The sequence below is a fragment of the Stenotrophomonas maltophilia group sp. msm1 genome (assembly GCF_032025805.1).
Taxonomy (GTDB): domain Bacteria; phylum Pseudomonadota; class Gammaproteobacteria; order Xanthomonadales; family Xanthomonadaceae; genus Stenotrophomonas; species Stenotrophomonas hibiscicola.
The window spans coordinates 350,100-373,813 of record NZ_JAVSKH010000002.1 but is presented as its reverse complement, the minus strand read 5'-3'; the positions used below and the strand labels follow the sequence as shown (position 1 = coordinate 373,813).

22 protein-coding genes are annotated in these 23,714 nt (G+C 64.1%); 20 read left to right on the top strand and 2 right to left on the bottom strand.

Annotation, left to right across the window (positions count from 1 at the left end):
• Nucleotides 1–45 precede the first annotated feature (45 nt).
• Nucleotides 46–579, bottom strand: coding sequence for a hypothetical protein (locus ROV95_RS09250; protein ID WP_312544090.1), 534 nt, complete (start codon nt 577–579; stop codon nt 46–48).
• Nucleotides 580–656: 77 nt separating this feature from the next.
• Here ROV95_RS09250 and ROV95_RS09245 point away from each other — a divergent pair, with 77 nt between their 5' ends.
• On the top strand, nt 657–983 hold the full coding sequence (locus ROV95_RS09245; protein ID WP_312544089.1) for a hypothetical protein: 327 nt from the start codon (nt 657–659) through the stop codon (nt 981–983).
• A 7-nt stretch (nt 984–990) separates the two neighbouring features.
• Here ROV95_RS09245 and ROV95_RS09240 read toward each other — a convergent pair whose 3' ends face one another.
• Nucleotides 991–1,236 (bottom strand): hypothetical protein, encoded by a 246-nt coding sequence (locus tag ROV95_RS09240; protein WP_312544088.1) that lies wholly within the window; start codon nt 1,234–1,236, stop codon nt 991–993.
• A 164-nt stretch (nt 1,237–1,400) separates the two neighbouring features.
• Here ROV95_RS09240 and ROV95_RS09235 point away from each other — a divergent pair, with 164 nt between their 5' ends.
• From ROV95_RS09235 to ROV95_RS09145, 19 genes are all read left to right on the top strand, one after another.
• Nucleotides 1,401–1,838 (top strand): hypothetical protein, encoded by a 438-nt coding sequence (locus ROV95_RS09235; RefSeq protein WP_253119652.1) that lies wholly within the window; start codon nt 1,401–1,403, stop codon nt 1,836–1,838.
• Between the two features lie 407 nt (nt 1,839–2,245).
• A complete protein-coding gene (locus ROV95_RS09230; RefSeq protein ID WP_312544086.1) occupies nt 2,246–4,660 on the top strand; it encodes a DUF5906 domain-containing protein in 2,415 nt (804 codons plus the stop codon).
• Nucleotides 4,661–5,002: 342 nt separating this feature from the next.
• Complete coding sequence (locus ROV95_RS09225; RefSeq protein ID WP_312544084.1) at nt 5,003–5,647, top strand: hypothetical protein; 645 nt, start codon at nt 5,003–5,005, stop codon at nt 5,645–5,647.
• A complete protein-coding gene (locus ROV95_RS09220) occupies nt 5,644–7,569 on the top strand; it encodes a phage terminase large subunit family protein (RefSeq protein ID WP_312544082.1) in 1,926 nt (641 codons plus the stop codon). Before ROV95_RS09225 ends, ROV95_RS09220 begins: the two co-directional genes overlap by 4 nt.
• Nucleotides 7,566–7,883, top strand: a complete 318-nt coding sequence (locus ROV95_RS09215; protein ID WP_199157845.1) for a hypothetical protein — start codon at nt 7,566–7,568, stop codon at nt 7,881–7,883. Before ROV95_RS09220 ends, ROV95_RS09215 begins: the two co-directional genes overlap by 4 nt.
• 79 nt (nt 7,884–7,962) lie before the next feature.
• The gene (locus tag ROV95_RS09210; RefSeq protein ID WP_312544076.1) at nt 7,963–8,178 is read left to right on the top strand and encodes a hypothetical protein; all 216 of its coding nucleotides are present in this window, start codon (nt 7,963–7,965) and stop codon (nt 8,176–8,178) included.
• A 1-nt stretch (nt 8,179) separates the two neighbouring features.
• Nucleotides 8,180–9,670 carry a phage portal protein gene (locus tag ROV95_RS09205; RefSeq protein ID WP_312544074.1) on the top strand — a complete coding sequence of 497 codons (1,491 nt, stop codon included), beginning with the start codon at nt 8,180–8,182 and terminating at the stop codon, nt 9,668–9,670.
• On the top strand, nt 9,667–11,649 hold the full coding sequence (locus ROV95_RS09200; RefSeq protein WP_312544072.1) for a prohead protease/major capsid protein fusion protein: 1,983 nt from the start codon (nt 9,667–9,669) through the stop codon (nt 11,647–11,649). The genes ROV95_RS09205 and ROV95_RS09200 overlap by 4 nt, the downstream gene beginning before the upstream one ends.
• Nucleotides 11,650–11,664: 15 nt before the next feature.
• On the top strand, nt 11,665–12,036 hold the full coding sequence (locus tag ROV95_RS09195; RefSeq protein WP_312545105.1) for a DUF2190 family protein: 372 nt from the start codon (nt 11,665–11,667) through the stop codon (nt 12,034–12,036).
• A gap of 80 nt (nt 12,037–12,116) precedes the next feature.
• Nucleotides 12,117–12,548 carry a structural protein P5 gene (locus ROV95_RS09190; protein WP_235651097.1) on the top strand — a complete coding sequence of 144 codons (432 nt, stop codon included), beginning with the start codon at nt 12,117–12,119 and terminating at the stop codon, nt 12,546–12,548.
• On the top strand, nt 12,548–12,889 hold the full coding sequence (locus tag ROV95_RS09185; RefSeq protein ID WP_049423649.1) for a hypothetical protein: 342 nt from the start codon (nt 12,548–12,550) through the stop codon (nt 12,887–12,889). The genes ROV95_RS09190 and ROV95_RS09185 overlap by 1 nt, the downstream gene beginning before the upstream one ends.
• Complete coding sequence (locus ROV95_RS09180; protein WP_312544071.1) at nt 12,886–13,377, top strand: endopeptidase; 492 nt, start codon at nt 12,886–12,888, stop codon at nt 13,375–13,377. Before ROV95_RS09185 ends, ROV95_RS09180 begins: the two co-directional genes overlap by 4 nt.
• Complete coding sequence (locus ROV95_RS09175; protein ID WP_312544069.1) at nt 13,374–13,709, top strand: hypothetical protein; 336 nt, start codon at nt 13,374–13,376, stop codon at nt 13,707–13,709. The genes ROV95_RS09180 and ROV95_RS09175 overlap by 4 nt, the downstream gene beginning before the upstream one ends.
• A complete protein-coding gene (locus ROV95_RS09170) occupies nt 13,702–14,184 on the top strand; it encodes a hypothetical protein (protein WP_312544068.1) in 483 nt (160 codons plus the stop codon). The genes ROV95_RS09175 and ROV95_RS09170 overlap by 8 nt, the downstream gene beginning before the upstream one ends.
• 13 nt (nt 14,185–14,197) lie before the next feature.
• Complete coding sequence (locus ROV95_RS09165) at nt 14,198–14,998, top strand: hypothetical protein (protein WP_312544067.1); 801 nt, start codon at nt 14,198–14,200, stop codon at nt 14,996–14,998.
• A gap of 71 nt (nt 14,999–15,069) precedes the next feature.
• Complete coding sequence (locus ROV95_RS09160; protein ID WP_312544066.1) at nt 15,070–15,720, top strand: hypothetical protein; 651 nt, start codon at nt 15,070–15,072, stop codon at nt 15,718–15,720.
• Nucleotides 15,713–19,462 (top strand): Laminin subunit alpha-2, encoded by a 3,750-nt coding sequence (locus ROV95_RS09155; protein WP_312544065.1) that lies wholly within the window; start codon nt 15,713–15,715, stop codon nt 19,460–19,462. Before ROV95_RS09160 ends, ROV95_RS09155 begins: the two co-directional genes overlap by 8 nt.
• Entirely contained in the window at nt 19,462–19,878 is a 417-nt protein-coding gene (locus ROV95_RS09150; RefSeq protein WP_043402241.1) for a hypothetical protein, read from the top strand. Before ROV95_RS09155 ends, ROV95_RS09150 begins: the two co-directional genes overlap by 1 nt.
• 3 nt (nt 19,879–19,881) lie before the next feature.
• Nucleotides 19,882–23,481 (top strand): hypothetical protein, encoded by a 3,600-nt coding sequence (locus ROV95_RS09145; protein ID WP_312544063.1) that lies wholly within the window; start codon nt 19,882–19,884, stop codon nt 23,479–23,481.
• The last annotated feature ends 233 nt before the right edge of the window (nt 23,482–23,714 follow it).

Sequence of the window (23,714 nt, the reverse complement as noted above, 5' to 3'; positions counted from 1 at the left end):
CGTGGGCACCTCGCGTCGGGCGGCCGTGCCTGCTGCCGAACTTTGCTAGCGAGTGCCTGCGCGAGAGCTTCCAGTGCTGCCGCTTCCTTCATGATCAACCCCCTTTGAAATCTGGCGCTTCCGCAGGTGTGCGGTGAAGTCGACCACGTTGTCCGGCGTAACTGCCTTCTCCTGACGGGCGGCCAGGTAGTTGTGAGCCAGGATGACAATCGAGGCGTCGTTCGCGTCTTCTGGGTCGAATGAAGACCCGAGCGCAAGGCAGGCTAGGCGGACAAGTTGGTACGACGCGGCAAGCGTAGGGGCGTCGAGTTGCACTGATTGAGATTGCGCAGAACGGGGTGCTGAGAGGGCACTGAGCGGCTCACCCTTGTCCCAAGTCAGGAACTGCTCAACAGACATGCCGAACGCCCGTGCCAACTCCGGCATGTACCGGGGGCGGCGGGTTGGCGTGTCCAGCAGTTGCTGGATGTGCTGGTACTTCACGTTGGGTGCGCCCGCAGCGCGGACACGGGCTGCAAGAGCCTCCACGCCAAGCCCGTGGGCCTCCATCAGGCCCCGTGTGATTTCACCGATCAACATGCAAGCAATCTTGCACTGTTGATTCGCAAGAAAGATTGCGGTAGTTTACCGCAAGAATTCTTGTGAGCAGGCATTCCATGACCCCTCTGCAACGGGCAATTGCTATCTGTGGCACCCAAAGTGAGCTTGCGCGTCGGGTTACCGGCAAGCCCGCCACGGGTTACGTCTATCACTGGCGCAAGAATGGTGTGACTGAGGAGGTGGCGATCGCTATTGAGCGCGCCGTTGCGTCGGCGATGGCCGAGAACCGGGACGCTGCGCTGCGCGCCGATACCCTCGGTGGAAAAGTGACCGCCGAGGAACTGATCCCGGGTGTGCGCTGGGAGCGCGATGCTGGCGGCGCAATCGTGGGCTACTTCAAGACAGTCGTCGGATCGGCGGAGGGCGCTAGTGCCAGCCCGTGATCCTGCCCTAACCGTCGCCATAGCCCGCTTCGGTTGGGCTCGCGGGCACCAGCGCCACCGTCTGCGCCTCATTCGGCAGCAGCTCCGCAAGGGCGGGGTGGTTGTGATGCTTCTGGCGATGATTCTCCTTCTGGTGTTCGGAGTGCAGGGGCGCCCACAGGACCGCAACAACGCCACCTGTCCCAGTCCGAACATCGAAGGATCGAATGGCCTGAAAGCGCATGCGCCGAGGGAAGCTGATGATCTCTGGCATAGCCGGGATTCTGAGGGCGGCACCGACCGGCATGGAACGATGAAATGCTCGGCATTTCAGGGGCAGGGCGTATGACCTGTCTTCGCTCTGATCTGCATTGGCGGGACGCTCTAAACAATGCAGTGTCCTGCGCACCAGGCGGTGTGCAGGACGCGGCAGCACACGTGAGCAAGCGTCGCGGAAAGTCCATTACGACAGAGACGCTACGGAAGAAGCTGCGTGGAATCGAGGGCGAGTCTGTCTCAATGGAGATGGCCGAAATCCTTACCGAGTACCTACAGCGATTCGTGGGTACGCAGGCAATGGCAACCGACTGGGTGTGCTCATTGGCCGGGCAGTTCGGCTTGATGGTGGATTACGTGCCAGCGCCACCTGTCGGCGGTTGGCCTGACGAGCTGGCTGCGATCCAGAGCAAGCTCCTCGAACTGCACAAACTGACGGGCCAGCTGGCTGGTGCGGGCATTGACGCACTGGCCGATCGAAGGCTGAGCATTCCAGAGGCTGATCGCATCCAGGACCTGTCCCGCGAAGTGCGCACGCTCTGCTTCAGGCTGGAGCGGAACGCGTGCCGCGCTGCTGGTCAGCAGGGGGCTGAGGACTGACGTGGCAAACCACCGCGCCCATCGATCCAAGTATCGACGGCGTGGTCAGGCCAGCGCTTCCGCGCGGCATGCCATGGAGATCGCTGCACTTGCGTTGACCGACGCAGTGCCGGGGCTGATAGGCGAGGAAGCATTGGCAGAGCGCGAGCGCATCCGCCAGCGACAAGAGCAGCAAGACAACCGGCAGCACTGTCTGCCTTTGGGGAATCCAGATGTACCAAGCAAGCACTGATTCGGCCCCATCCCCCCGGGTGGCTTGTGAAAGGCCGCGTGCTGCCCGCGCTACTGAATCCGCCCTGGCATTGCGAGTCATTCGCGATACCAGCGATGGGTCCTCCCTGGACCTGACGGACGCGGGTATTCCGACGCGCATTTCCTGGGTAGATAGCGGCTCGGGAAACTACTGAATGTCTGAGAACTATGGGGATGTGCTGCAGCAGCTGCAGTCTGCCGGCCTGCTGGTCACCGAACTGGACACCACCGGGCGCATGGTCCGGTGCCGCGTCGAAGGTTCACGCGAGCGCCGGGGCTGGTACGCGCTCCACGAACTGAACACCTCGGCCGGCGAAGTGCTGGTCGTCGGCACCTACGGTGTCTGGCACGGCAACGAAAACGGCGCGACCAAGGTTGATCTGCGTAAGCGCGACAAGACCTTCTCCGATGAACAGCGCGAAGCGCTGCGCAACCGCCTGGCCGAGGATCGTCGCAAGGCGGAGTCCGCCCGGCAGACCCAAGCGAAGCGTGCGGCCGAGCGGGCATCGTCGGCCTGGGCCAAGGCGAATGCAGTCGGCGATGCTGACTACCTGGTCAGCAAGGGCGTGCAGGGCTTCGGCCTGCGCTATGGCACCACGGGTGCCGCACTTGTCCCGCTGCTGGACGTCAACGGCCAAGTGCACGGCCTGCAGGTACTGCGCAGCGCCAAGCTGGCGGCCGCAGGGCGCAAGCCGGCCAAGGAGTACTGGCCGGCAGGCATGGTCAAGAAGGGCCACTTCCACCTGATCGGCGGAAGCCCGCAGTGGATCTTGCTGGTGGCCGAGGGCTATGCCACTGCGGCAACGCTGCACATGGCGACGGGCTACCCGGTAGCCGTGGCTTTCGACGCTGGCAATATGCTGGCCGTCGCATCGGCCCTGGCGAAGCGCTATCGCAGCATCAAGATGCTGCTGTGCGCCGACGACGACGTGCTGCAGAAGTGCCGGCACTGCAAGAGCCGCCTGGTGCTGGTCGACCATCCGCAGTTCTGCCCATCGTGCGCGCAGCCGCATGGCGCGTCGAATGCCGGCCTGCTCGGTGCAGAGGCCGCTGCGCTGGACGTGGGCGGAGCGGTGCTGCACCCGGTCTTCGCCGATGAGGCGGCCAGGCGTGAGCGCTTCATCGTCAACGGCCGTAAGGTCAGCGACTTCAACGATCTGCACGCACAAGAGGGCCTGCATGTCGTGCGGGCGCAGGTCGAAGCCCGTCTCACGGAGCTTTCATGGCGGGTGCCTGCAGAAAAACGCGCGCCTTCCATCACCAACGACGGGGGCGAGGGGAATGATCACTTGGCCCCCATCCATTCGCTAGCTGAGCTGCTCGAGCGCTTCGCGCTGGTCTATGGGCAGGGCGGCACGGTGTTCGACCACAAAGAACACATGCTGGTTGCCTTGGGCGACATGCGCGATGCCTGCGTGCGCAAGGAACTGCATCGGGCGTGGATGGAGCACTCGGATCGGTCCATCGTGCGTGTGCGGGAAGTGGACTTTGACCCGTCGTGCGAGAAACCTGGGGTGACATGCAATCTCTTCGCCGGGTGGCCAACCGTACCGCAGGAGGGCAACTGCGACCGGCTGTTGCAGCTGCTCTGGCACATGTGCGGAAACGAGGCCAACCAGAAGGCGCTGTACGACTGGGTGGTCAAGTGGCTTGCGTACCCGCTGCAGCATCCTGGCGCCAAGATGAAATCGACCATCGTCATTCATGGTCCGCAGGGCACCGGTAAGAACATGTTCTTCGATGAGTACATGAAGCTCTACGGTGACTACGGTCGCGTGCTTGACCAGGCGGCGCTGGAAGACAAATTCAATGACTGGGCAAGCCGTAAACTGTTCCTGCTGGCTGATGAGGTGGTTGCACGCACCGAGGTGTACCACCTCAAGAACAAGCTCAAGGCGCTGATCACGGGCGACCGCATCCGCATCAACCCGAAGAACATCCAGGCCTACGAGGAAGACAATCACGCGAACCTGGTGTTCCTCTCCAACGAAGCGATGCCTGTCGTACTGGAGGAGGATGACCGCCGCCACGCGGTGATCTGGACGCCGGACAAGCTCAGTCAAGAGTTCTACACCGAGGTGCTGGCCGATATTCGCAATGGCGCCACGGCGGCGCTGCACCACTATTTGCTGCAGGTGGATCTGACCGGCTTCACCAATGGCACCAACCCGCCGATGACGCAGGCGAAGGAGGAGCTGATTGGCTTGAGCCAGGACAGCCCACAGCGCTTCTTGGACGAGCTTTACGGCGACGACATTCCCGGGCTCAAGCCCATGCCGGCGCTCTCGAAGGAGTGGTACGAGGTCTATAAGGCCTGGTGTGCGCGAGAGGGCCTGCCGCGCCCGGCGCCGTCACCAAAGTTCATCAACGCGCTGGTGCGCAAGCGCCAGATTACCCATCCCGATCGGGCGCGCAAGCGCTACCAGATCGAGCAGAGCGTGAACGGGCCTCACGGCTTCCTGATGCTCGGCAACTGCACCGTGCCTGACGGGAAGACAGAGGCAGCATGGCTGGGAGACCAGGTCGTGTCCTTCCGCCGCATGTTCTCCGACTACAAGGGGCGTGCGTGATCACTATGCCCATCAATGTGCGGTGTGTGCGGGATGTGCGGGCAGATGTGCGGGCATTGAATTGCAGTGAATCGCTTGCAGCAGTAGCGATGTGCGGGACGTGCGGGACTCGGCCTACATGGGCGGGCGCGGGCGGGGACGGGCATCACACCGCCTCACAACGATGCGCCTCGCGTGCGTGTACAGGTGACCGCACATCCCGCACACGCCGCACACGCCTTGTGCCACGGCGATTCAGCGAGCATCGCATCCCGCACACGCCGCCGCACAGCCCGCACATGCTCGCGCGCGCGCGTTTTCCCGCTTTGACGATCTTCGAAGGAAATGGAGTGGGGGGTAGCAATGGCTGAGGAAGACGTCACGATCACTGGCAAAGAGCTGGCCTCGCTGATCGGCTGCAGACCGTCCTACGTGGTCGAGCTGAGGAAGAAGGGCAGGGTGGTGGTTGGGGCCGGCGGCAAGGGATTCCTGAAGGCCGCCTCCCTGGAGCTCTACGCTCGTACCGCTGACCCGGTCTATGCCGGTGTCGCCCAGCGACACGCAGATGAGCGTGGCAGCGCGCTCGTGGGGAGCGGGGAGGGCGCCAATGCCCTCGACGTCGACAGCGACGACGATGAAGAGGACGACGATGGCGACGATGCCAGGCCCTCACGCGCCGGCCGCCCGCAAACCCCGGATTCCGCGCGCAAAGCGAAAGCGCTGGCCGACAAGGCGGAGACCGACGCGCACATGGCCCACATCGCACTGCAGAAGGAGCTGGGGTTGCTGCTGCCGCGCGCGGACGTGGAAGCATTCCTGGCTGAGCACGCAACGACGTTTCGGGGAGCGATGGAGCGCCTCGCCGATACGCTGGCGCCGCAGCTCGCCGCGACACTGGATGAGGCCGGGTGCCGGCGCTTGGTCTGGGATGAGGTGAGCCACGCCCTGGAAGAGCTCAGCCAGGGCTTCCGCACGCTAGCAGCCAAGGCTGCGGAGGCTTCGGAATGATGCAGGCACAGAGCTGCTTGGCGTCGGTGCTGGCGCGCTCGCTGCAGCCGCGGCGGCCCATGAGCGTGTCGCAGTGGTGCGATGAGCACATGCGCCTTTCCACCAAGAGCGGCAGCAAGCCCGGGAGGTGGGTGACGGACCGCAACCCGCCATTGCGGGAGCCGATGGACAACATGTCCGCCCGCAGCCCGGTGCACGATCAGGTCTGCATGTTTCCGATCCAATTCGGCAAGAGCCAACTGGCGACCAATGCCATGGCCTACTGGATGGACTATGCGCCGGGCCCGATGATGTATGCGCTGCCGGGTGAGGTGTCCATGAACAAGTGGATTGCCCAGAAGCTCAACCCGATGATCGAGGTGTGCGCAGCGGTCAAGAAAGCGCTGACCAGCACTGCCAGCCGTGACAGCGCCAACCAGCGCACGTTCAAGGATTTTGCCGGCGGCCAGCTGTTCGTGGAACACATGGGCAGCCCGCAGCGACTGAAGTCCTCTACCGTGAAGTACCTGCAGGTGGATGAGATCGATGAGGCACCGCAGCAGCTGTCCACCGGCGACGACCCGGTGAAGATGCTGGACGGCCGCACCTCATCCTTCCCGACGACGTACAAGCGCCAGTACATCAGCACCCCGGGAATCGCCGGCCTCAGTCGGATTGCCAAGCTGTACGACAAGAGCGATCAGCGCCGGTATCACGTGCCGTGCCCCCACTGCGGCCATTATCAGGCGCTGCATTGGAGTGGCCTGGTGTGGTCGCCCGACAAGAGCCACGCATGGTATGCGTGCTGCGAGTGCGGCGTCGCCATCGAGGAACACTTCAAGACCGAGATGATCGCCAACGGGCGCTGGGTCGCGGCCAACCCTGACTCGCCCATTCGCGGCTACACCATCAACTGCCTCTACTACCAGTTCGGCCTGGGGCCGCGCTGGTTGGACCTGGTGAAGGAATGGCTGGAGGCGCAGGGCGATCCCGCTTCTCTAAAGACCTTCGTCAATGATCGCCTGGCCGAGACGTGGGAAGACCCGGCAATGCGGGCAGTGAAGCACAATGTCATCAAAGATCGTGCCGAGCCCTATGCGCTTCGCTCGGCTCCGCAAGGTGTGCTGGCCATCACCGTAGGTGTGGATACGCAGGACAACCGTCTTGCTGTTCATGTCGTCGGCTGGGGACGGGGTATGACCGCATGGACCCTGGACTATGTTGAGCTGCAGGGCGATCCAGCCGAGGAAGCGGTCTGGGTAGCCCTGACCGATTTGCTCAACCGCGCAATCGAGCGCGAAGATGGCGCGCTGCTCCGGCCGATGGCAGTGGCCATCGACGCTGGTGGCCACCGCACCGAAGCCGTCAAAAACTACGTCCGTCAGCGGCGCATCACCCGACCAATGTGCATCTTTGGTGCTGTACCCAACAACGCTCCCGTGCTGTCCAAGGGCAAGCTGGCTGACGTCACCTGGAAGGGCAAGACTGACAAGCGCGGCATCACCATCAACCACGTGGGTACCGTTGCAGCCAAGCACTACCTTTACAGCCGTCTGTCGGCTGACGCCGAGCGTAAGCCCGAGAATCGCATGGTCCACCTCAGTGACCAGCTACCGGAGGAGTTCTTCCCGGGCCTGGTGTCGGAGGTCTACAACCCTGTCAAGAACCGCTTTGAGAAGAAGGTGACCCGAAACGAGCCGTTGGACACCTGGGTGTATGCCTACGCGGCGACCCATCACCCAGAGGTCCGCATCAACCGCTTCACGCGTTCCGATTGGGACCTTTTGGAACAAAGGCTGGCTGCGCCGCCAAGCGTGAACGTTTCACGCGAAACGCAAGGTGCTGCGTCGGAGGCCGACACGTCCGCTGATTCCCGTGAAACATCGAGTGTTCCTCGCCGGCAACGTCCCGCGCAGCCTCGCAGCACGGGGAGGCAGTGGTGAGCAGGAACACAGTCCGAAACAAGGTACGAATCAGTGAGCTGACGGAGGAGCTCGCGGTCGGCGCCGCGCTGCGCCTGCGATGTGATAGCGACGATATACGCAGCGTTGTGGAGGCCGTGGTGGCCTACCTTGTCGAGGAGTACCCAGCACAGGATCTGTACATCCCCGCCAGCATGCAAATCAGTGCCTACCCTGTGGATGAGATCCGAAAAGGGATGCAGGAACAGGAGTCTGTACGGTCGCTGTGCAGGAGGTTCAGGATTGACAGACGGACGCTGTACCGCTTGCTTGATGAGCCTTGCGCCAATGAGTAGGGGGTGCGGGTGAGTTCCCCGAGACTCACCCGCACTTGATCAGGAAACTGGCATCCATGATCTCGCGGATGCCTCACTGATGAGCTGGACCAAAGAGGATGTGCAGAGGCTGAAGGCCGCCATCGCCAGCGGTCAGTTGTCCGTTCGGCATGGTGATCGTCAGATCACGTATCAGTCCGTCGAAGCCATGTTGACGGCATTGGACCGCATGGAAGCTGAGGTTGCCGCCGTGACGGCTGGCCGACGGAAGTCGGCCACACGCCGCTACCGCTTCACGACGCTGAGGGGCTTCTGACATGGCGGCCTCGCTGCTGGACAGGGTCATCGGCGCCATTTCTCCGCAGGCAGCCCTGAAGCGTCACCGCGCCAGGGCAACGCTTGATGCGGTACGTGCCTACGAGGGCGCTTCGCGCACTGACGGTTGGCGTGTTCGTAGGGCGGGGGCCAGCGCGAACACCGATCACCTGGCAGACGCCCGCGAGCTGCGGAACCGAGCTCGGGCGCTGGTGCAGAACGTTCCGTACTGCGCGCGGTCCCTCCAAGTGCTGGTGAGCGCAACGATCGGGACCGGCATTACTCCCAAGGCCGAAGGCCCAAACGCTTCCGCGCTGGACACCCTGTGGGGCCGCTGGGCCGATGTGGCGGATGCTGATGGAAAGTCGGACATCTACGGCCTCATGGCTACCGCGTATCGCGCGATGGAGCAGGACGGTGAGGTCATGATTCGCCGCCGCACCAGGCGTCAGTCGGACGGTCTCGCAGTCCCGCTGCAGCTTCAGGTACTGGAGATCGACTGGCTGGACGGGAACAAGAACGGGTCTGCGTCGGGCGGTGGTCAAATCATCAACGGCATTGAGTACGACGCGATCGGTCGGATTCGCGGCTACTGGTTGTTCGGAGCGCATCCCGGTGAGGCTGTGCGTGGCTCTGTACGCTTGAGCAGTTCGTTGGTGCCGGCATCCGACATCATCCACCTCTACAACCCCGTCCGTCCCGGGCAGGGACGCGGCATTACGCGCTTCGCCCCGGTGATCGCGCGAGTGCGGGACCTGATGCTGTACGAAGACGCCGAGCTGGCGCGGAAGAACCTGGAAGCGCGGCTTGGTGTGATCGTCAGTGGCGACATCGACTCGATGTCCAACGCGGACGATGACGGCCCTTCGCAGCTCGGCTCAGATCGCGACCAGGTCACCGACCTTGGGCCACTGCCCAGCGGTGGCGTCACCCACATCACCGGTGCCACAGCCTTCCAGACTGTCGAGCCAAAGCCGGCAGGGGGCTACGTCGAATATTGCAAGTTTAACGCGCACATCATTACTGCTGGCATCGGTGTCCCGTACGAGTCGGCCACCGGTGATATGCGTGAGGTGAACTTCTCCAGTGCCCGCATCCGGCAGATGGAGTTCCGTCGTGATTGCGAGCAGATGCAGTGGCTGGTGCTAGTCCCGCAGATGTGTAAGCCGATCTGGCGCTGGTTTGACGAAGCAGCTGCGCTTGGCGGTGGGGTGCGTTCCACGGGAAGCACTGCCGACTGGAGCACGCCGCGCTGGGACTACGTCAACCCCAAGCAGGACATCGAATCGGAGATCGCAGCGATGGGCGCCGGTCTCAACTCACCCAGTGAAGCGCTGCGTCGGCGTGGCTACGACCCGGATGCGGTCTACGTCGAGATGGGCAAGGACTTCAAGCGGATGAAAGAGACCGGCGCCCTCGGTCTGATGACTTTCCTTCAATCCAGTGGCGCCCGGACCGGCCTGGTCGACGCCTCAACAACCAACGAGGAATGACCATGCCCCAGCCAATCCAGGCTCCGACGCAGGACGGTACGACACGCCTCATGCCCCCGCAGTTGCGTGAGGCCGAGCTGCAGCCGACCAGCTTCGATAGCGAGGCACGCACGATCGAACTCCAGTGGACCGCCGGTACCAGGGTGCGCCGCTACGACTGGTGGAATGACACGTACTACTGGGAGGAGCTGGTCGTTGATGAGGCTGCCTGCAACATGGAGCGTCTGTCCTCTGGCGCTGCTCCGGTCCTGGACAGCCATAACACCTGGGGTATCGGCTCACAGATGGGAGTGGTTGATCGCGCCTGGCTCTCCAATGGTGAAGGCCACGCCCTTATCCGTCTCTCCGGTCGCGAGGAGCTGGCCGGCGTAATCGCCGATATCGGTGCCGGGATCATTCGCAATATCTCGGTTGGTTACACCGTGCAGCGCTATGAGATCGAGCGCGCCGTCAACCCCGGCGATTTGCCGATCTACCGCGCGGTGGAGTGGACGCCGAGCGAGATCAGCTTCGTCACTGTGCCGGCCGACCCGGCAGCAGGTACTCGCAGCAATCAACCCGCACAGGGGACCCCCTGTGTATTCACCCGTAGCGCATCGTCGCAGGAGCACACCATGCCTCAGCCCGCCGCCCGCGCCGCCGAATCGGCGGTCCAGCAGGAACCCATCAACAACACCCCGGCTCCGGCAGCGCCGGCCGCAGCTCAGGTTCCGGAAGGTGACACGCGCGCAGCCGAAATCGTGGAGCTGGCAACCCGCCACGGCCAGACCGAGCATGCAGCTGGCTGGATTCGCGCTGGTCACTCGGTCGACCACGTGCGTGGCCTGATCTTGACCACGCTGGAGCAGCGCGACGCCGCTGCTGGCGGCAACATCAACCGCATTAGCGTCACCGAGGACGAGCAGGATCTGCAGCGCTCCGCTGTGACGCATGCGCTGCTGCACCGAGCCCAGGTAATCGATCCCGCAACCAAGCGGATCTTCGCGCTCACCGGTGACAATCCAGTGCGCGGCCTGACCCTGATGGACCTGGCCCGTCGTAGCCTGGAGCGCTGCGGCGTACGCACCGATGGCATGGCGAAGCTGGAGCTGGTCGGCCGCGCGTTCACGCAGAGCGGCAGTGACTTCCCGGTGCTGCTCGAAAGCACGATGCACAAGGCGCTGCAGGCGGCCTACGCCGTTGCCCCGGACACCTGGTCCCGCTGGTGCGTCACCGGCACCGTCAGTGATTTCCGCGAGCATTCGCGCTACCGCGTGGGCAGCATTGGCAACCTGGACAAGCTGACCGAGGCTGGCGAGTTCAAGAACAAGAAGATCCCGGACGGCGAGAAGGCAACCATCACCGCTGGCACCAAGGGCAACACCATCAACCTGACGCGTCAGGCGATCATCAACGACGACCTGGGTGCGTTCCTCGGCTTGGCGACCGCCTTCGGTCGTGCCGCAAAGCGGACCATTGAGGCCGACGCGTATGCGTTCCTCGCCAGCAATCCGAAGCTGGATTCCAACAAGACGCTGTTCCACGCCGACCACGGCAACATCCTGGCGGCAGCAGTGCCGAGCGTCACCTCGGTCGACGCGATGCGCGTCCAGCTGGCCCAGCAGAAGGACGTGGGCGGGAATGATGTACTGGATCTGTCGCCGGCACTCTGGCTCGGTCCGACCAAGTACGGCAGTGCCGCGCGTGTCACCAACAAGGCCGAGTACGACCCGGACGCTGAAGGAAAGCTGCAGCGCCCGAACGCGGTGCAGGGTCTCTTCCGCGACATCGTCGACACCGCGCGCATCAAGGACGACAAGTGGTACCTGTTCGCCGATCCGAACGACTGTCCGGCCATCGAGGTCGCATTCCTTGATGGGATCACCGAACCCTTCCTCGACTACGAGGAAGGCTTCACCGTCGACGGTGTGCGCTGGAAGGCCCGCCTCGATTTCGGCATTGCCGCCCTCGACTATCGCGGCGTGCAGCGCTGCGGCTGATCCCCAACTGGAGCACTGAGACATGGCACAGAACTTCGTATCCGATGGGGACGTGATCCCTGGACCAACACCACCGAACAGCAGGTTGCATCGGGTCAGGCGGTTGTCGTCGGTCATCAGCTGGGGGTTGCCCTGGTCAACATCGCCGCCGGCGCGACGGGCAGCGTAGCCCTGGGCGGCGTGTTCACGCTGCCGAAGGTGCCTACGGCGGTCTTCGAGCAGGGTGAAAAGCTGGTGTGGAGCGCAAGCGCCAAGGCAGTCGACGGTAGTTCCGCGACTGCCGTGGCCGGCGACATCACCGGCGCAGCGTTCGCCTGGGCCGCCGGCTCCACCGGCCAGACGACCGCCGAAGTCCGTCTTTCGCCCGGCAACGCCACCAAGGCGTAATCAAACTGGCCGGCACCGCTCACAGAAGCCCGGGTGGCGTGAGCGGTGCCGGTTCTTCCACAGCGACAACGGGGGATCGCATGGGCACCACTGGCACGCCGCGCGGCGTACGCAACAACAATCCTGGCAACATCGACCGCACCAGCACGCCCTGGCAGGGCGAGGACCGGTCGGCAGCTGCCATCGCCCGCGAGGCTCGCTTCTGCGTCTTCCTGACCCCGCAGGCGGGTTTCAGGGCTCTGGGCAAGACACTGCTCACCTATCAGCGCAAGCACGGCCTCCGCACGGTGAAGGAGATCATCGGACGCTGGGCACCACCGGTGGAGAACGATACGGGCGCCTACGTCCGGCAGGTTGCGGCGGCGGTGGGCGTCGCACCTTCCGAAGTCATCCGGTTGGATAACCCGGTGACGCTCGGGCGTCTCGCGACGGCCATCGCAAAGCACGAGAACGGTGGCATGTACTGGAGTGCCGATGTGGTCAGCGCTGGTGTCGCCGAGGCGCTCAGCTGATGGTCGGCGGCGGTGTCACCGCCACGGCTCCCTGGTGGGCTGCGGGCAGCGTCGTAGCCGTGTGGATTCTGCGCGAGACCTGGGCTGCATTTCTGTCGCGCAAGAAGGAACGCACCGAGACTGATGCGAACGTGGATCTCATCAAGGGTCTTTCCGAGCGTATCGGGTCGCTGGAACAGAGGGTCTCGGTCCAGGACGAGCGGCTGCAGCAAGAGATGATGATGCGGCTCAAGGCACAGGAGGAGGCCAGCGCATTGCGGATGCGAGTCAGGCAGCTTGAATCCACGCTGCGTGGGCTCGGTGCAGTCATTCCGCCTGAAGACCCGGTGGTGTCCGCATGATCCGTGCCCTCATCCTCGCCACTCTTCTGCTGCTGGGCGTGATTGTCTGGCAGCGAGGGTCGATTTCTATCGCGCACCGCGCGACCGACCAGGCAGCTGCCGCCCGTGACGTGATGGAGCGCGAACGCGATGCGGCCCGCGCCGAGGCGAATGCAACGGCCGCCACGCTGGCGGCCGAACGTGGCAGCGCAGCCGCTGCGAACGCTTTGGCCGCCACATATGAAAAGGAAAAGGACGATGCACAGAAAGCCTCTGATCGCCTTATCGCTGATCTTCGCGCTGGCAACCAGCGCCTGCACCAGCGCTGGCAAGCGACCGTCGCCACCGCCGAGCTGTCCGCAGCCGCCGCAGCCGGCAGCCAGCCTGATGGTCGAGCCGACGACCGAATTGAAAGTGCGGGCCGAGCTGTTGGCGCTGCCGCCCAGTGCGACGCCCAAGTGAGGGCGCTTCAGGCCTATGCGCTGCTGTGCTCGCGAGGTGCACGGTGAGCGAGGTCGACTTCCTCCGCGATTTGGATGGCACGTTGCACGCCGCCTTTACGCTGGCGGGCATGGCCTCGCGAGGCCGGTACACGGCCAAGGATGGTGCGGCCACCGAGGGCGTGCGTGCCTACGTGGAGCGCGACGTTGAGACCATAGGTGAACTACGCCAGTTCAGGTCAGGACGCGTGGAGATCGCGTACTTGCGTTCGGACGTAGCGCCTGAACAAGGCGATCGTTTCGAGGTGGTTTCGAGCGCTTTCGGCGCAGAGGTCTTCGTTAACAGCAAGAAGATCAGCGATGACGGCTCGCAGAGCCGCTGGCTGGTGAGCCGTGGCTGACCTCGCAGAGCCGCTGTCGTGGCAGCTGGTGGAATTCCTGGAGGCTCGCGTCCGGCTGATCTCGCGCAGCAATGGCTTCCGCACCGACATCGGTGCGGGCACCGTGATCATTGATGAAACCGAGATCAGCGAGGACAGCACCGAGCCTGCAACGATCATCTCTGTCCGCCGGCTCTCCCGCAGCGGCGGGGGTGTGGCCCAGTCCAACTCCGACGCAGCCATCACCATCGAGTTCGAAGTTCCGCGTGGTAGCGATGAAGCGAATCCCCGGCTTCTCGTTCATCGTGCGCGCCACGACCTGATTCGCGCCCTGACGTTCAAAGAGAAGTCGCTGCCGCTTGGGGTGACCAGCTTCGAGCTGCTTGAAACCGAGCTGGCGACCCTTGAGGACGATGCCGGGCATACCGCCGTAGTCGCTCAGATCACCGCGCGGGCTGGTCTGACCGAGACCTTTGAGCCCGTGTCCAACCCGTAAAGGAACCAGAACCATGGCACAGCCAAAAGTCCGCAAGTTCGCAGGTGACCTGCGCTTCTGGGAGCACGGCGCCGAGGGCGTTCGCGCCCCCGTCATTCCCGAGCCCGCCGACAAGTTCGGTAACCAGCCCCTGGAGCAGTCCTCGCTGACCTTCAGCTACGAAGCCGGCGATTCGGTGGAGATCAAGAGCAAGCGCCGCGATGCTCGCTATCAGCAGATCATCCACAAGGATTCGAATCCGGGCGTCACCAACGTCTCGATTACCGCGCTGGAAGTGCCGACGGCCTTCCTGGCTCGCATGCTGTACGGCACCCTGGTCAACACCACTGTGGCAGCCGGCTCGGCCACCGCTGTGTCGGTCACTGTTGGCAGCGTGGATACCCCCGTGAAGCTGCCGCACAACTTCATCGAAGCAACGCCGGCGCCGGCGTTCAAGAAGGGCGCAGTGGACCTGGTGAAGGGCACCGACTATGACCTCGAACCCCGTCATGGTCTCCTGATCCCCAAGAAGGGTGGCGCGCTGCAGGCCGGTGATGTTGTGACGGCCGATTACAGCTTCGATGCCTACCTGGAAACCGCAATCAGCGGCGGCACGACACCGAGCAAGTCCTTCCAGATCCTGGGCGACATGCAGGACCGCATCAGTGGCGACGAAGGCCTGCTGTCGATCCCCAATGTCGACCTGACTGTCGATGGCGACGTTGACTGGTTTAGCGACGAGCCGATCCAGGTGACCCTGACCGGTCCGGTCATCTTCCAGGCCGGCGAGACCGATCTCTACACCTTCAAGATCGCCGCGCAGTCGGCGGGCTGAGCGTGCCGGTGACCCCGGCGAGGGGAGGGCGCCGCGAGGGCGCCCTCCCGGTTTGAAACAGGAAGGGCACTGTGGCGTCCAATCGCAACAACAACCTGCTCAAGTACTTCGTCAGCGGCCGGCGGGCAAAAGGTTTCCATGGTCTGACCGACCTGGCTGGCGAAGTTCTGAATCGATACGACCTGTCGGTGCAGCGGGCGTTTGTTGGTCTGCAGCGCCGGGCTGGGCCGGCTACTGCGCAAGAGGTACGTGGCTCCTACAACATCCGCGCTTCTGCTCTGCGGGGGAAGTATCGCGTGGAGACGGGCGAGCGCGGCTACAGCACCGGCAAGCGCGGCCGGGACGACTTCCTTTCCATTTGGGCCAGCACGCGGCAGATCTCGCTGATCGAGTTCGGTGGTCGCTGGGCCGGTCGCAAATCCCGAGGTGCGACGGCCGGAATTGGCGTGGGCGAGTCGAAGACCTACGACGGCGCCTTCATCGCGACGATCAAGGGCCGCAGGGCCATCCGTGTGCGCGGCTGGGATCGGGCACAGCAGAAACGCCACGGTCGAGGCCCGGTTCGCATCCTCCGAGGCCCCAGCCCGTTCGAGATGCTCTCGGGTGCTGATGGCAACAGCCGCGCCCTGGAGGCCCGTCGCCGGCTGATCGAGCGCGTCCACACCACCTACCTGACAGAACTGCGCCGCCAGTGGCGCGTCAACGGAAGCTCCAATGGCTGATCGGCTGGAAGAAGCAATTCGGGTCGTCATCGAAACGCAGGGCCGCGAAGGTGTGGACGAACTGCGCGCGGCGTTCGGCGATCTGGGAGACATGTCGGTCGAGACCGCTGGCAAGGCGACGAAGCTGCTCGACTCGCTCACTGGGCTGAACGAGGCGGCGGCGAAAGCGGATGCCTTTGACGGCATGCTGGCCGAGCTCGCGCAGCTGGAGCAGCAGTTTGACGACAACCAGAAGGCCGCACTGGCGCTCAGCCTCAGCATCGGCGAGATGGACAAGCCCTCCCGCGAGGTGCTGGCAACCCAGCGCGATCTGCGTAAGGAAGGCGAGCGGCTGAAAAAAGCGCTCAACGAGCAATGGGATGCCGTCGGCAAGGCCGACGACGAGCTTTCTTCGCTCGGCGTCAACACCGCGAACCTAGCTGACCACCAGCAGCGCCTGCGGATCGAAGTCGCCCGTAGTGCGGCTGCGCTTACCGAACAAGCCAGGGCCGCAGCGGCAGAGGCTGAGGCGGGCCGTCGTCGCAAACAGCAGATCGATGAGGCAGAGACGGCCTTCCGCAAGCAGGCCAACACCAGCAGGGCTGCGGCCAAGTCGCTGGCGGAGTATCGCGAGCGTGCCGACGACGCGACCGCCGGCAGTGCCGACCTGGCGTCGGCCACCGAGAGCACTGTCAGCTGGTTCGGTAAGCTGAAGGCTGTGGCGGCTGGCGCGCTCGCGTTTGTCGGCCTGAACCGAGTGGTCGATGGCATCAAGGCCATCGTGAAGGAAGGCAGTGACGCTGAGCAGGAGCTGTCGCAACTGGAAGCCGCTCTGCAGGCGACCGGCCGAAGCGGTGAGTTCACCGCGCAAAGCCTGGCCGCAATGCGCAAGCAGCTCCAGAGCGGGCTCTTCGACGATGGACAGATCAGTGCGGCCCAGGTACGCCTGCTGTCATACACCAATATCGTCGGAGAGCAGTTCCCGGCAGCAATGCAGATCACCATCGATCAGGCTCAGCGGCTGGGCATGTCGCTGGAGGGGTCTGCCGAGGTCGTTGGCAAGGCACTGCAGACGCCGTCGAAGGCGATGGAAAGCCTGAGCAAGCAGGGCTTCACACTGGATGACAGCCAGAAGGCGCTGATCAAGAGCCTGGAAGCCACCGGCCAGGTGGCAAAGGCGCAGGCCATCATCCTCGATCTACTGGCCGAATCCTATGGCGGCGCGGCCGCCGCAGCGAAGGTTGGCACCATCGCTGGCCTGTGGAAGACGGCCACTGATCGCTTCAAGGATTGGAAACAGGAGGTCGCAGACCAGGGGGTGCTGACCTACTTCAAGGAGCAGCTGAACACCCTTCTGGCGACGCTGGATCGACTGGCCGCCGATGGCAGCCTGTCCCGCTGGGCCAAGCAGACCGCCCAGGCCATCATCACCATGGCCGAGGCGGTTAAAGGCACGACGCAGTGGGTTGTGGACCATGCCCGCGTGATCGGCCTGATGGCTGCCGCATATGCGCAGTTCAAGATCGTGGGGGCCCTGCTCCAGCTGAACGCATGGCGCGCAGCACTGATCGCGACCACGAATGCGCAGATTGCCAACAATGCAGCGGTCGCAAGCGGCAGCCGGGGTATCGGTCGGTTCGGCGCGTTGCTGCGCGGGTTGCCGAAGGCAGTCCCCATCACGGTGGCCGTGCTGGGATTGGAAGCGGCGATGGGCGGTCTGGATGTCCTCAAGACCGTGGCGCAGGACATCTGGAAGCAGCACGACCCGGCGCTGAAGCGTGCCGGTGAAGCGCAGCGGGCCTACATCAGCCAGGTACGCGATTCGGCGCTGCAGCTGCGTGAACAGGCGGTGTCCTTCGTTGCGTACCGTGACGTAGTCATCAAGTCGGCCGAGGAAGTCGCCAAGCTGGGCGAGGCGGAGCGGCAGGCATACGAGAAGCGTCTGTCCGGCTTGGAGCAGTACCTCACAGCGCAGGAAGGCTTCCTGCTGATGCAGCAGAAGGCCGGCGTCGCGACGGCGGAGCAGCTGCAGCAGCTGGGCCTGGTCACACAGAAGTTGCTGGAGGTGTCGACGGGCTTTGCGTCGCTCCGGGGTGGCGTCCAGACGGCTGCGGACGCGCTCATGAATGGAATCGGCCCGGCTGCCCAGCTGGTGGTGCAGCAGTTGGCTGGGATCGACGGGAACGCAAAGCTCGCGAAGGAATCGATCGGCAAGGTGTTCGAGGGGCTCAACTTCGCAGACACGGCGAGCCTGGAGGCGGTCGGAGCGGCGTTGGGCTACATTGCCTCCCAAGGCGCCGCCGCAGAGCGCAATGTGCGTGATGGGTTGCTGGAGACGCTGAAGAAGCTGTCCGGTGACGAGCTGCTCCGCTTCCAGGCTTCGGCCCAGTCGGCGTTTGAGGCTATGCCGCAAGGCGCCACCAATGCCGCCGCCGTGCTGCAGACCACGCTTGTTGCTGCAATGGAGCGGCTTGGTGTTTCCGCATCGCGCATGGGCGTCGGCTTCAGTGCTGGTGGCAAAGACGCGATCGCGGCGTTTGGTGCTGTGGCCGAGAGCGCGATCGCTACCGGTGTCCAGATCGAGACCGCATTCAAGGCAGCGCTTGGCAAGGTCGCGACGCTGGACGAAGCGCGTACGTTGGGCGCGCTGCTGGAATCGGCAGGGCGGCAGGGTAAGGTCGGCTTCGATGCGGCCGCGCGGTCGGCGGCAGCGCTCAACGCTCGCATCCGCGAAATTCAGGTTGCCATCGATCCGCTGGCCGACGAATTCGCCAGGCTTGGCATCCAGTCCCAGGCGTCGCTCAACGCGACGCGGGACGCCGCCAAGAGCGCCTTCGAAGCGATCCGTGACGGCGCGGCTAGGGGCAAGGCGTCCGTGGAGGACGTGCGTCGAGCCTTTCGGGCATATGCCGATGCAACCCGCGCTGCAGCTGCGGACAGCGACCAGTGGCGCCGGGACAACGTCGATAGCCAGCTCGCAGTGCAGGAATCGATCTACGACACCGAGCGCAGCATGCAGCGGCTGGGCGATGTGAGCGACGTAGCAATGCGCCAGCTGCAGGACGGTGCCAGCCGCAGCCGGGAGCGGCTGGACGAGGTGCGCCAGAGCGCGGGAGGTGCGGCGGACGAGGTTGACCGGGTGGGGAGTAGCTCCGAACGAATGGGCAAGCAGATGGGGCAGGCCGGGGCCGCTGCGCAAGGAATGGCGTTCAGCATTGGCGAGGTCTCCGAATCTGCATTGCAGGCAATGCGCAAGCTCAGCGGGCCCAACCCGCTTGTCCAATTTGCCAACGCGCTGAACCGGGTCACTGAGCAGCGTAAGCAGCTGGCTGAGTACAAGGCAGAGCTTCAGGCGACCGCCGAGGCGGAGGACGAACTTTCCAAAGCAGCGAAGGAGCGGCTGGCAGGGCAGTTCGACTACGTGGGCAAGGGCGAAATCGCAGAGGTGGCGCAGCTGGAGGCCCAGGTCGTGCGGCAGCGGCAGCAGCGAGACCAGGAGGCCGCTGCCGCGCTCGCCGAGCGCCGCAAGCAGGCTGAAGCTGAGGCAGAGGCGCAGGCGAAGGCGGACGCCGCTCGCATCGGCAGCAACGGCACCAACGAGCAGGTCATTGTCATTGACTGGAAGCTGCCTTCGAAGGAAGTGGTTGCCGGCGCCACCGCAGCCGAAGTGCAGCAAGCGCAGCGCCTCGCGGGCCTCGTCGCTCCGTTGGTCCTGCGGCAGGTTCAGCAAAGCAGGGCCGTTTCCGTTCGGGGGCGTAGCTGATGACCCGCATCGTTCTTGCTGGAATCGAACTGCCGGCTGACCTTCAGTGGACCGATGAGTTCACAGCCTGGAAGGTTGGGCAGCAGGCGCGTACAAGCCTGACGGGTGCCTTGATCGTCCAGGAGTCTGCGCGACAGGCCGGGCGGCCGATCACGCTTCAGACAACCCGGGACGGTACTGCCTACGTCGGCGTCGTCAGTCTTCCTGTTCTACGGGCGCTGCAGGCCAGTGAGAGCGAGGCTCGCCTGGCGCCGCTGGATCTGGTCATGCCGGCCCACAACAGCGGCGAGCGGTCATTCCAGGTGCGGTGGCGCCGCACCGATGGGCCGGCCATCGAAGTCGATCCCACCCGCTTTGCTGTCCCCGCGCTTGATGCGGACCTTTTCTCCATCACCCTTCGCCTCATGACGGTGTAATCCATGACGATTCTTGCTACCGATATCAAGCTGCGACAGTCGCAGCGCTTGACAGATAACCCTGATGGCGGTGGCCGCATGGTTCAGACCGAAATCATTGATGGGGCGATGAACAACCTCTTTCCGGATATCGGTGATGAGGAGCGGACCACTGGCCGAACCACCCTCCGCAAGATGTTCGTGCATGTGGATACACCGGCGCCAGACGTGCTAAAGGACGCGATCGCGGTGCTGATCGATCCTCCGGCAGACCCGCGCGTGACCGTCACGATGTTTGCCACTGGTTCTTACAGTGACGTGCGCCTCGACGCCAAGAACCGCGTCGAGAGCTACATCACGCGAGGCACAGAGTCCCGCTTTGTCCTACTGGGGAACCACTTCAGCGGCCAGATGACTATCCAGGTCTACGCGATGAAGGACGCGCCGAGCCCCGACATCAATGACAACTTCTCGCTGCTGACCCTCGCAAGCTCCGGGCACGATCCGGCAGAACAGTACGTGCGGGTCAAAGGCGTGCTGTCCCGTACGACACGGACGTTTACCGATGACCAAGGAGCATTTGAGCGGGATGTCTTGGTGATCGAGCTGGTGAACGCGTTGCTGCGCGATTTCTTCGGCCAGGAGGTAGTGCGGTACTCGGCCACCAAGCCCGCGACCAGGATCTACGAGACCAACGTGGTGGAGGCCACGAGCTATCACAGCGTCAAACGCCTCACCGCCGCAGGGAAGCCTGGCGATCTGGCTGTGCAAGTCGATACCCCGTATGTGTCCATCGTCCCTACCTCCACGGCTGAAACCCCGGTCAGTGACGTTCTGGCCGGCATGGGCACCATCAGCCAGGTCCCGTCCGGCCCTGCCGGCAGCCTCGGCCAGAACTTCAGTGCCAGCTTTGCTGCTGGCGTGCCGGTCAGCCGATACCTCGGTACTGGGTTGGTGGTGGGCGCAGTAAGGGTTGTCGCAGGGAGTGTCGAACTCACCGATGACGGCACTGGCGGGCTCGCTTCCGCCGTGGCGACGCCCTGGAGCGGCACGGTCGACTATCAGGGTGGGGTCGTAGCCTTGACGCATGCGAGTGGCGTCGGCAGTACCAGTATCAGCATCACCGCGTCCCCGGCGGGTTCCATCCCCATGCAGGGCTTCACCGACGAGATTGAGGTGACGCAGAACAACCAGGGCATGGTCTGGCTGTTCCAGCTGACCCCGTTGCCGGCCCCAGGAACGGTGGTGGTCGACTACCGCGCCCTGGGGCGCTGGATCAGGTTGACCGACAACGGCCGCGGCCGTCTGATTGGCAAGCCGGGCCAAGGCACCGGGACGATCAACTACCAGACCGGCTCCGTCGTGGTGACCGCTGGCGCGCTGCCGGATCTGAAGAGCAGCATCATCTCCAACTGGGGTACTCCCATCATCGCGGAGGCCCGGGTTGGTGATACTGCCATCCTGCCGCCGGCGCTCCGCTTTGTGCTCGGCGAGGGCTCGGCGGTACCGGGGACGGTGCAGCTGACGTTGCGCGTCGGCGGATCCAATGTGGCGGTCACAGATAACGGGAACGGCGGCTTGCTGATTGGCGGGCAGGTTCGTGGACAGATCGGCTACTCGACCGGTGAGATCTCGCTCCGGCCGCTGACTCTGCCTGATGCGGATAGTCAGCTCTCGATCGCCTACGACTGGGGACAGCCGCTACACGCAGCGCCGCAGCCTGTTCCGGACGCGGCCGGGATCGTCTCGTTCACCCTGCCGCAGGGACCTGTGAGGCAGGGCACACTCCTTCTCGACTGGCTTGTGAGTGTGCGGCGCGATCGCGATGACCTGTCGTCGGCCCCTCAGGCGATGCGAGTCATCGCAAAGGATGATGGCGCAGGCAACCTGGTCGGCGTGTCGGTGGGGGACACGGCCTTCAGCACGGTGCTGGGGGCGGTGAACTACAGCACGGGCGCGGTCTCGCTGCAGGCCGGAAAGTTCATGGTCCGGCAGGTTTCCTATCCGGTGTATGAGATCCGCTCAGGGCGGCTGAAGGTGGTGGGCTACGAGCGCCTGGACGTGCTCGCACAATTCTCCGCCGGCAGTATCGTGTCGGCCGGTTGGATGCTCGCGGGGGAAGCGGCTCAGTCCGCGCAGGAAGTCATGCCGCTGCCGGCGGTCCAACTGCAGCTCACCCCGACCATCAGCGACAGCATCGTTCCGGGCAGCGTTCGCTTCGCATTCCGGGGGCGCACCTACGTTGACCGTAGCGGCGGGCTGTATCACTCCATCGATCCCGCCACTGGCTCGGGCATCTATGCAGGGACGATCGACTACGCAGCAGGTGTGGTGAACCTGGTGCAGTGGCTGGCAGGCGGCGAGAACACTGTCCAGATCCAATCCCTCCTGACACGGATCGCCGATCCGGGTGTGGCGGTCAGCTTCTTCCGTGCGCCTGGTTCACCGCTGCGGCCGGGCATGTTCACGCTGCGCGCGACCCGCATCGATGGCGAACTGCTCACGGTGACTGCGGACATTAACGGTGTGCTATCAGCTGCGGAAATTCGTGGCAAGGTCGATTGGGAAAGTGGCGTCGTCAAGGTTCAGTTCGGCCAGCTGGTGCCCGTGGCCGGGAATGAGGGCAAGCCCTGGTTTGATCCCGATCAGGTTGAGGGCGATCAGGTCTGGAGGCCGACGCTCGTGCTGCCGGGCACCATCTACATGGGCGCGGTCGTGTATCGATCGATCCCGCTGTCGGAGGTGGTGATCGGCTTGTCGTCTGTGCGTCTACCCAGCGACGGCCGTGCGCCAGCGTTCAAGCCGGGGCAGACCGTGCTGATCCACCACACTGCCAAGCACGTGGTGCCGTCGCCTCAAGCAGGGCAGTTGGTCAGTTTTGGTCGCGGCAGGGTCGCAGGCATCGAAGTGCGCGACGCGGATGGGCGACCGGTCGACGCAGCGTGGTTCACGGCGGATCTGGACATTGGCAACCTGCGCTTCAGTGACCCGCTGAACCTGGCCGCGTACACGCTGCCACTGACGATCAGCGAGCGCGTCGAGGACCGGCGCTTGGTGGTTCAGCCGCAGATCACCGGTGAGATCGAGATCAACACCTCCCTGACGCACGACTATCCGGTGGGGGAGTCGATGATCAGCACCGCACTGCGCTTGGGCGAGGCCAATGGGTCTCTGGACCTGCAGGCGCGAGTGGTGAGTCTGTTCGACCAGGCTGCATGGACCAACGTGTGGGCCGATTCCCCGAGCGGCAGTGTTGCGCCCGGCACCTACAACGACACGGACTATCCGCTCGCCGTGACGAACAAGGACGCGATCACTGAGCGTTGGGCGGTGCGGTTTACCAGTGCGACGCAGTTCGAGGTGATCGGCGAGACGGTCGGCACGATCTCTGCTGGAAACACCACTACGGATCTTGCGCCCATCAATCCTCGCACCGGGCAACCGTACTTCGTGATGAAGAAAGAGGGTTGGGGAACTGGTTGGTCTACGAACAACGTTGTTCGCTTTAACACCGTGGGTGGTTTGGCGCCCGTATGGATGATGCGCACGACGTTGCCCGGCACGCCGGAGGGCGCGACCGACTCCACCCGGTTCCAGGTCATTGGCAATATTCCAGGCGAGTAACCATTTATGAGTCTTGTACCAACCGTTTACGAAAGCACCGATCCGGGAGCGCCACAGCTGACTGGCCAGGCCGGGAGCCTTACCGCTTTGCTTGACGCCGTACTTGTCGATGGGTACGGCGTTGGCGCCGCGCGCAAGAACGGAGCTGGCTGGACGCGCGAGTTCAGTGCTACCAACGTGCGGGTCTATCGCGGAAGCCTTGTAACCGGGAGCGGCTATTACCTCCGTATTGA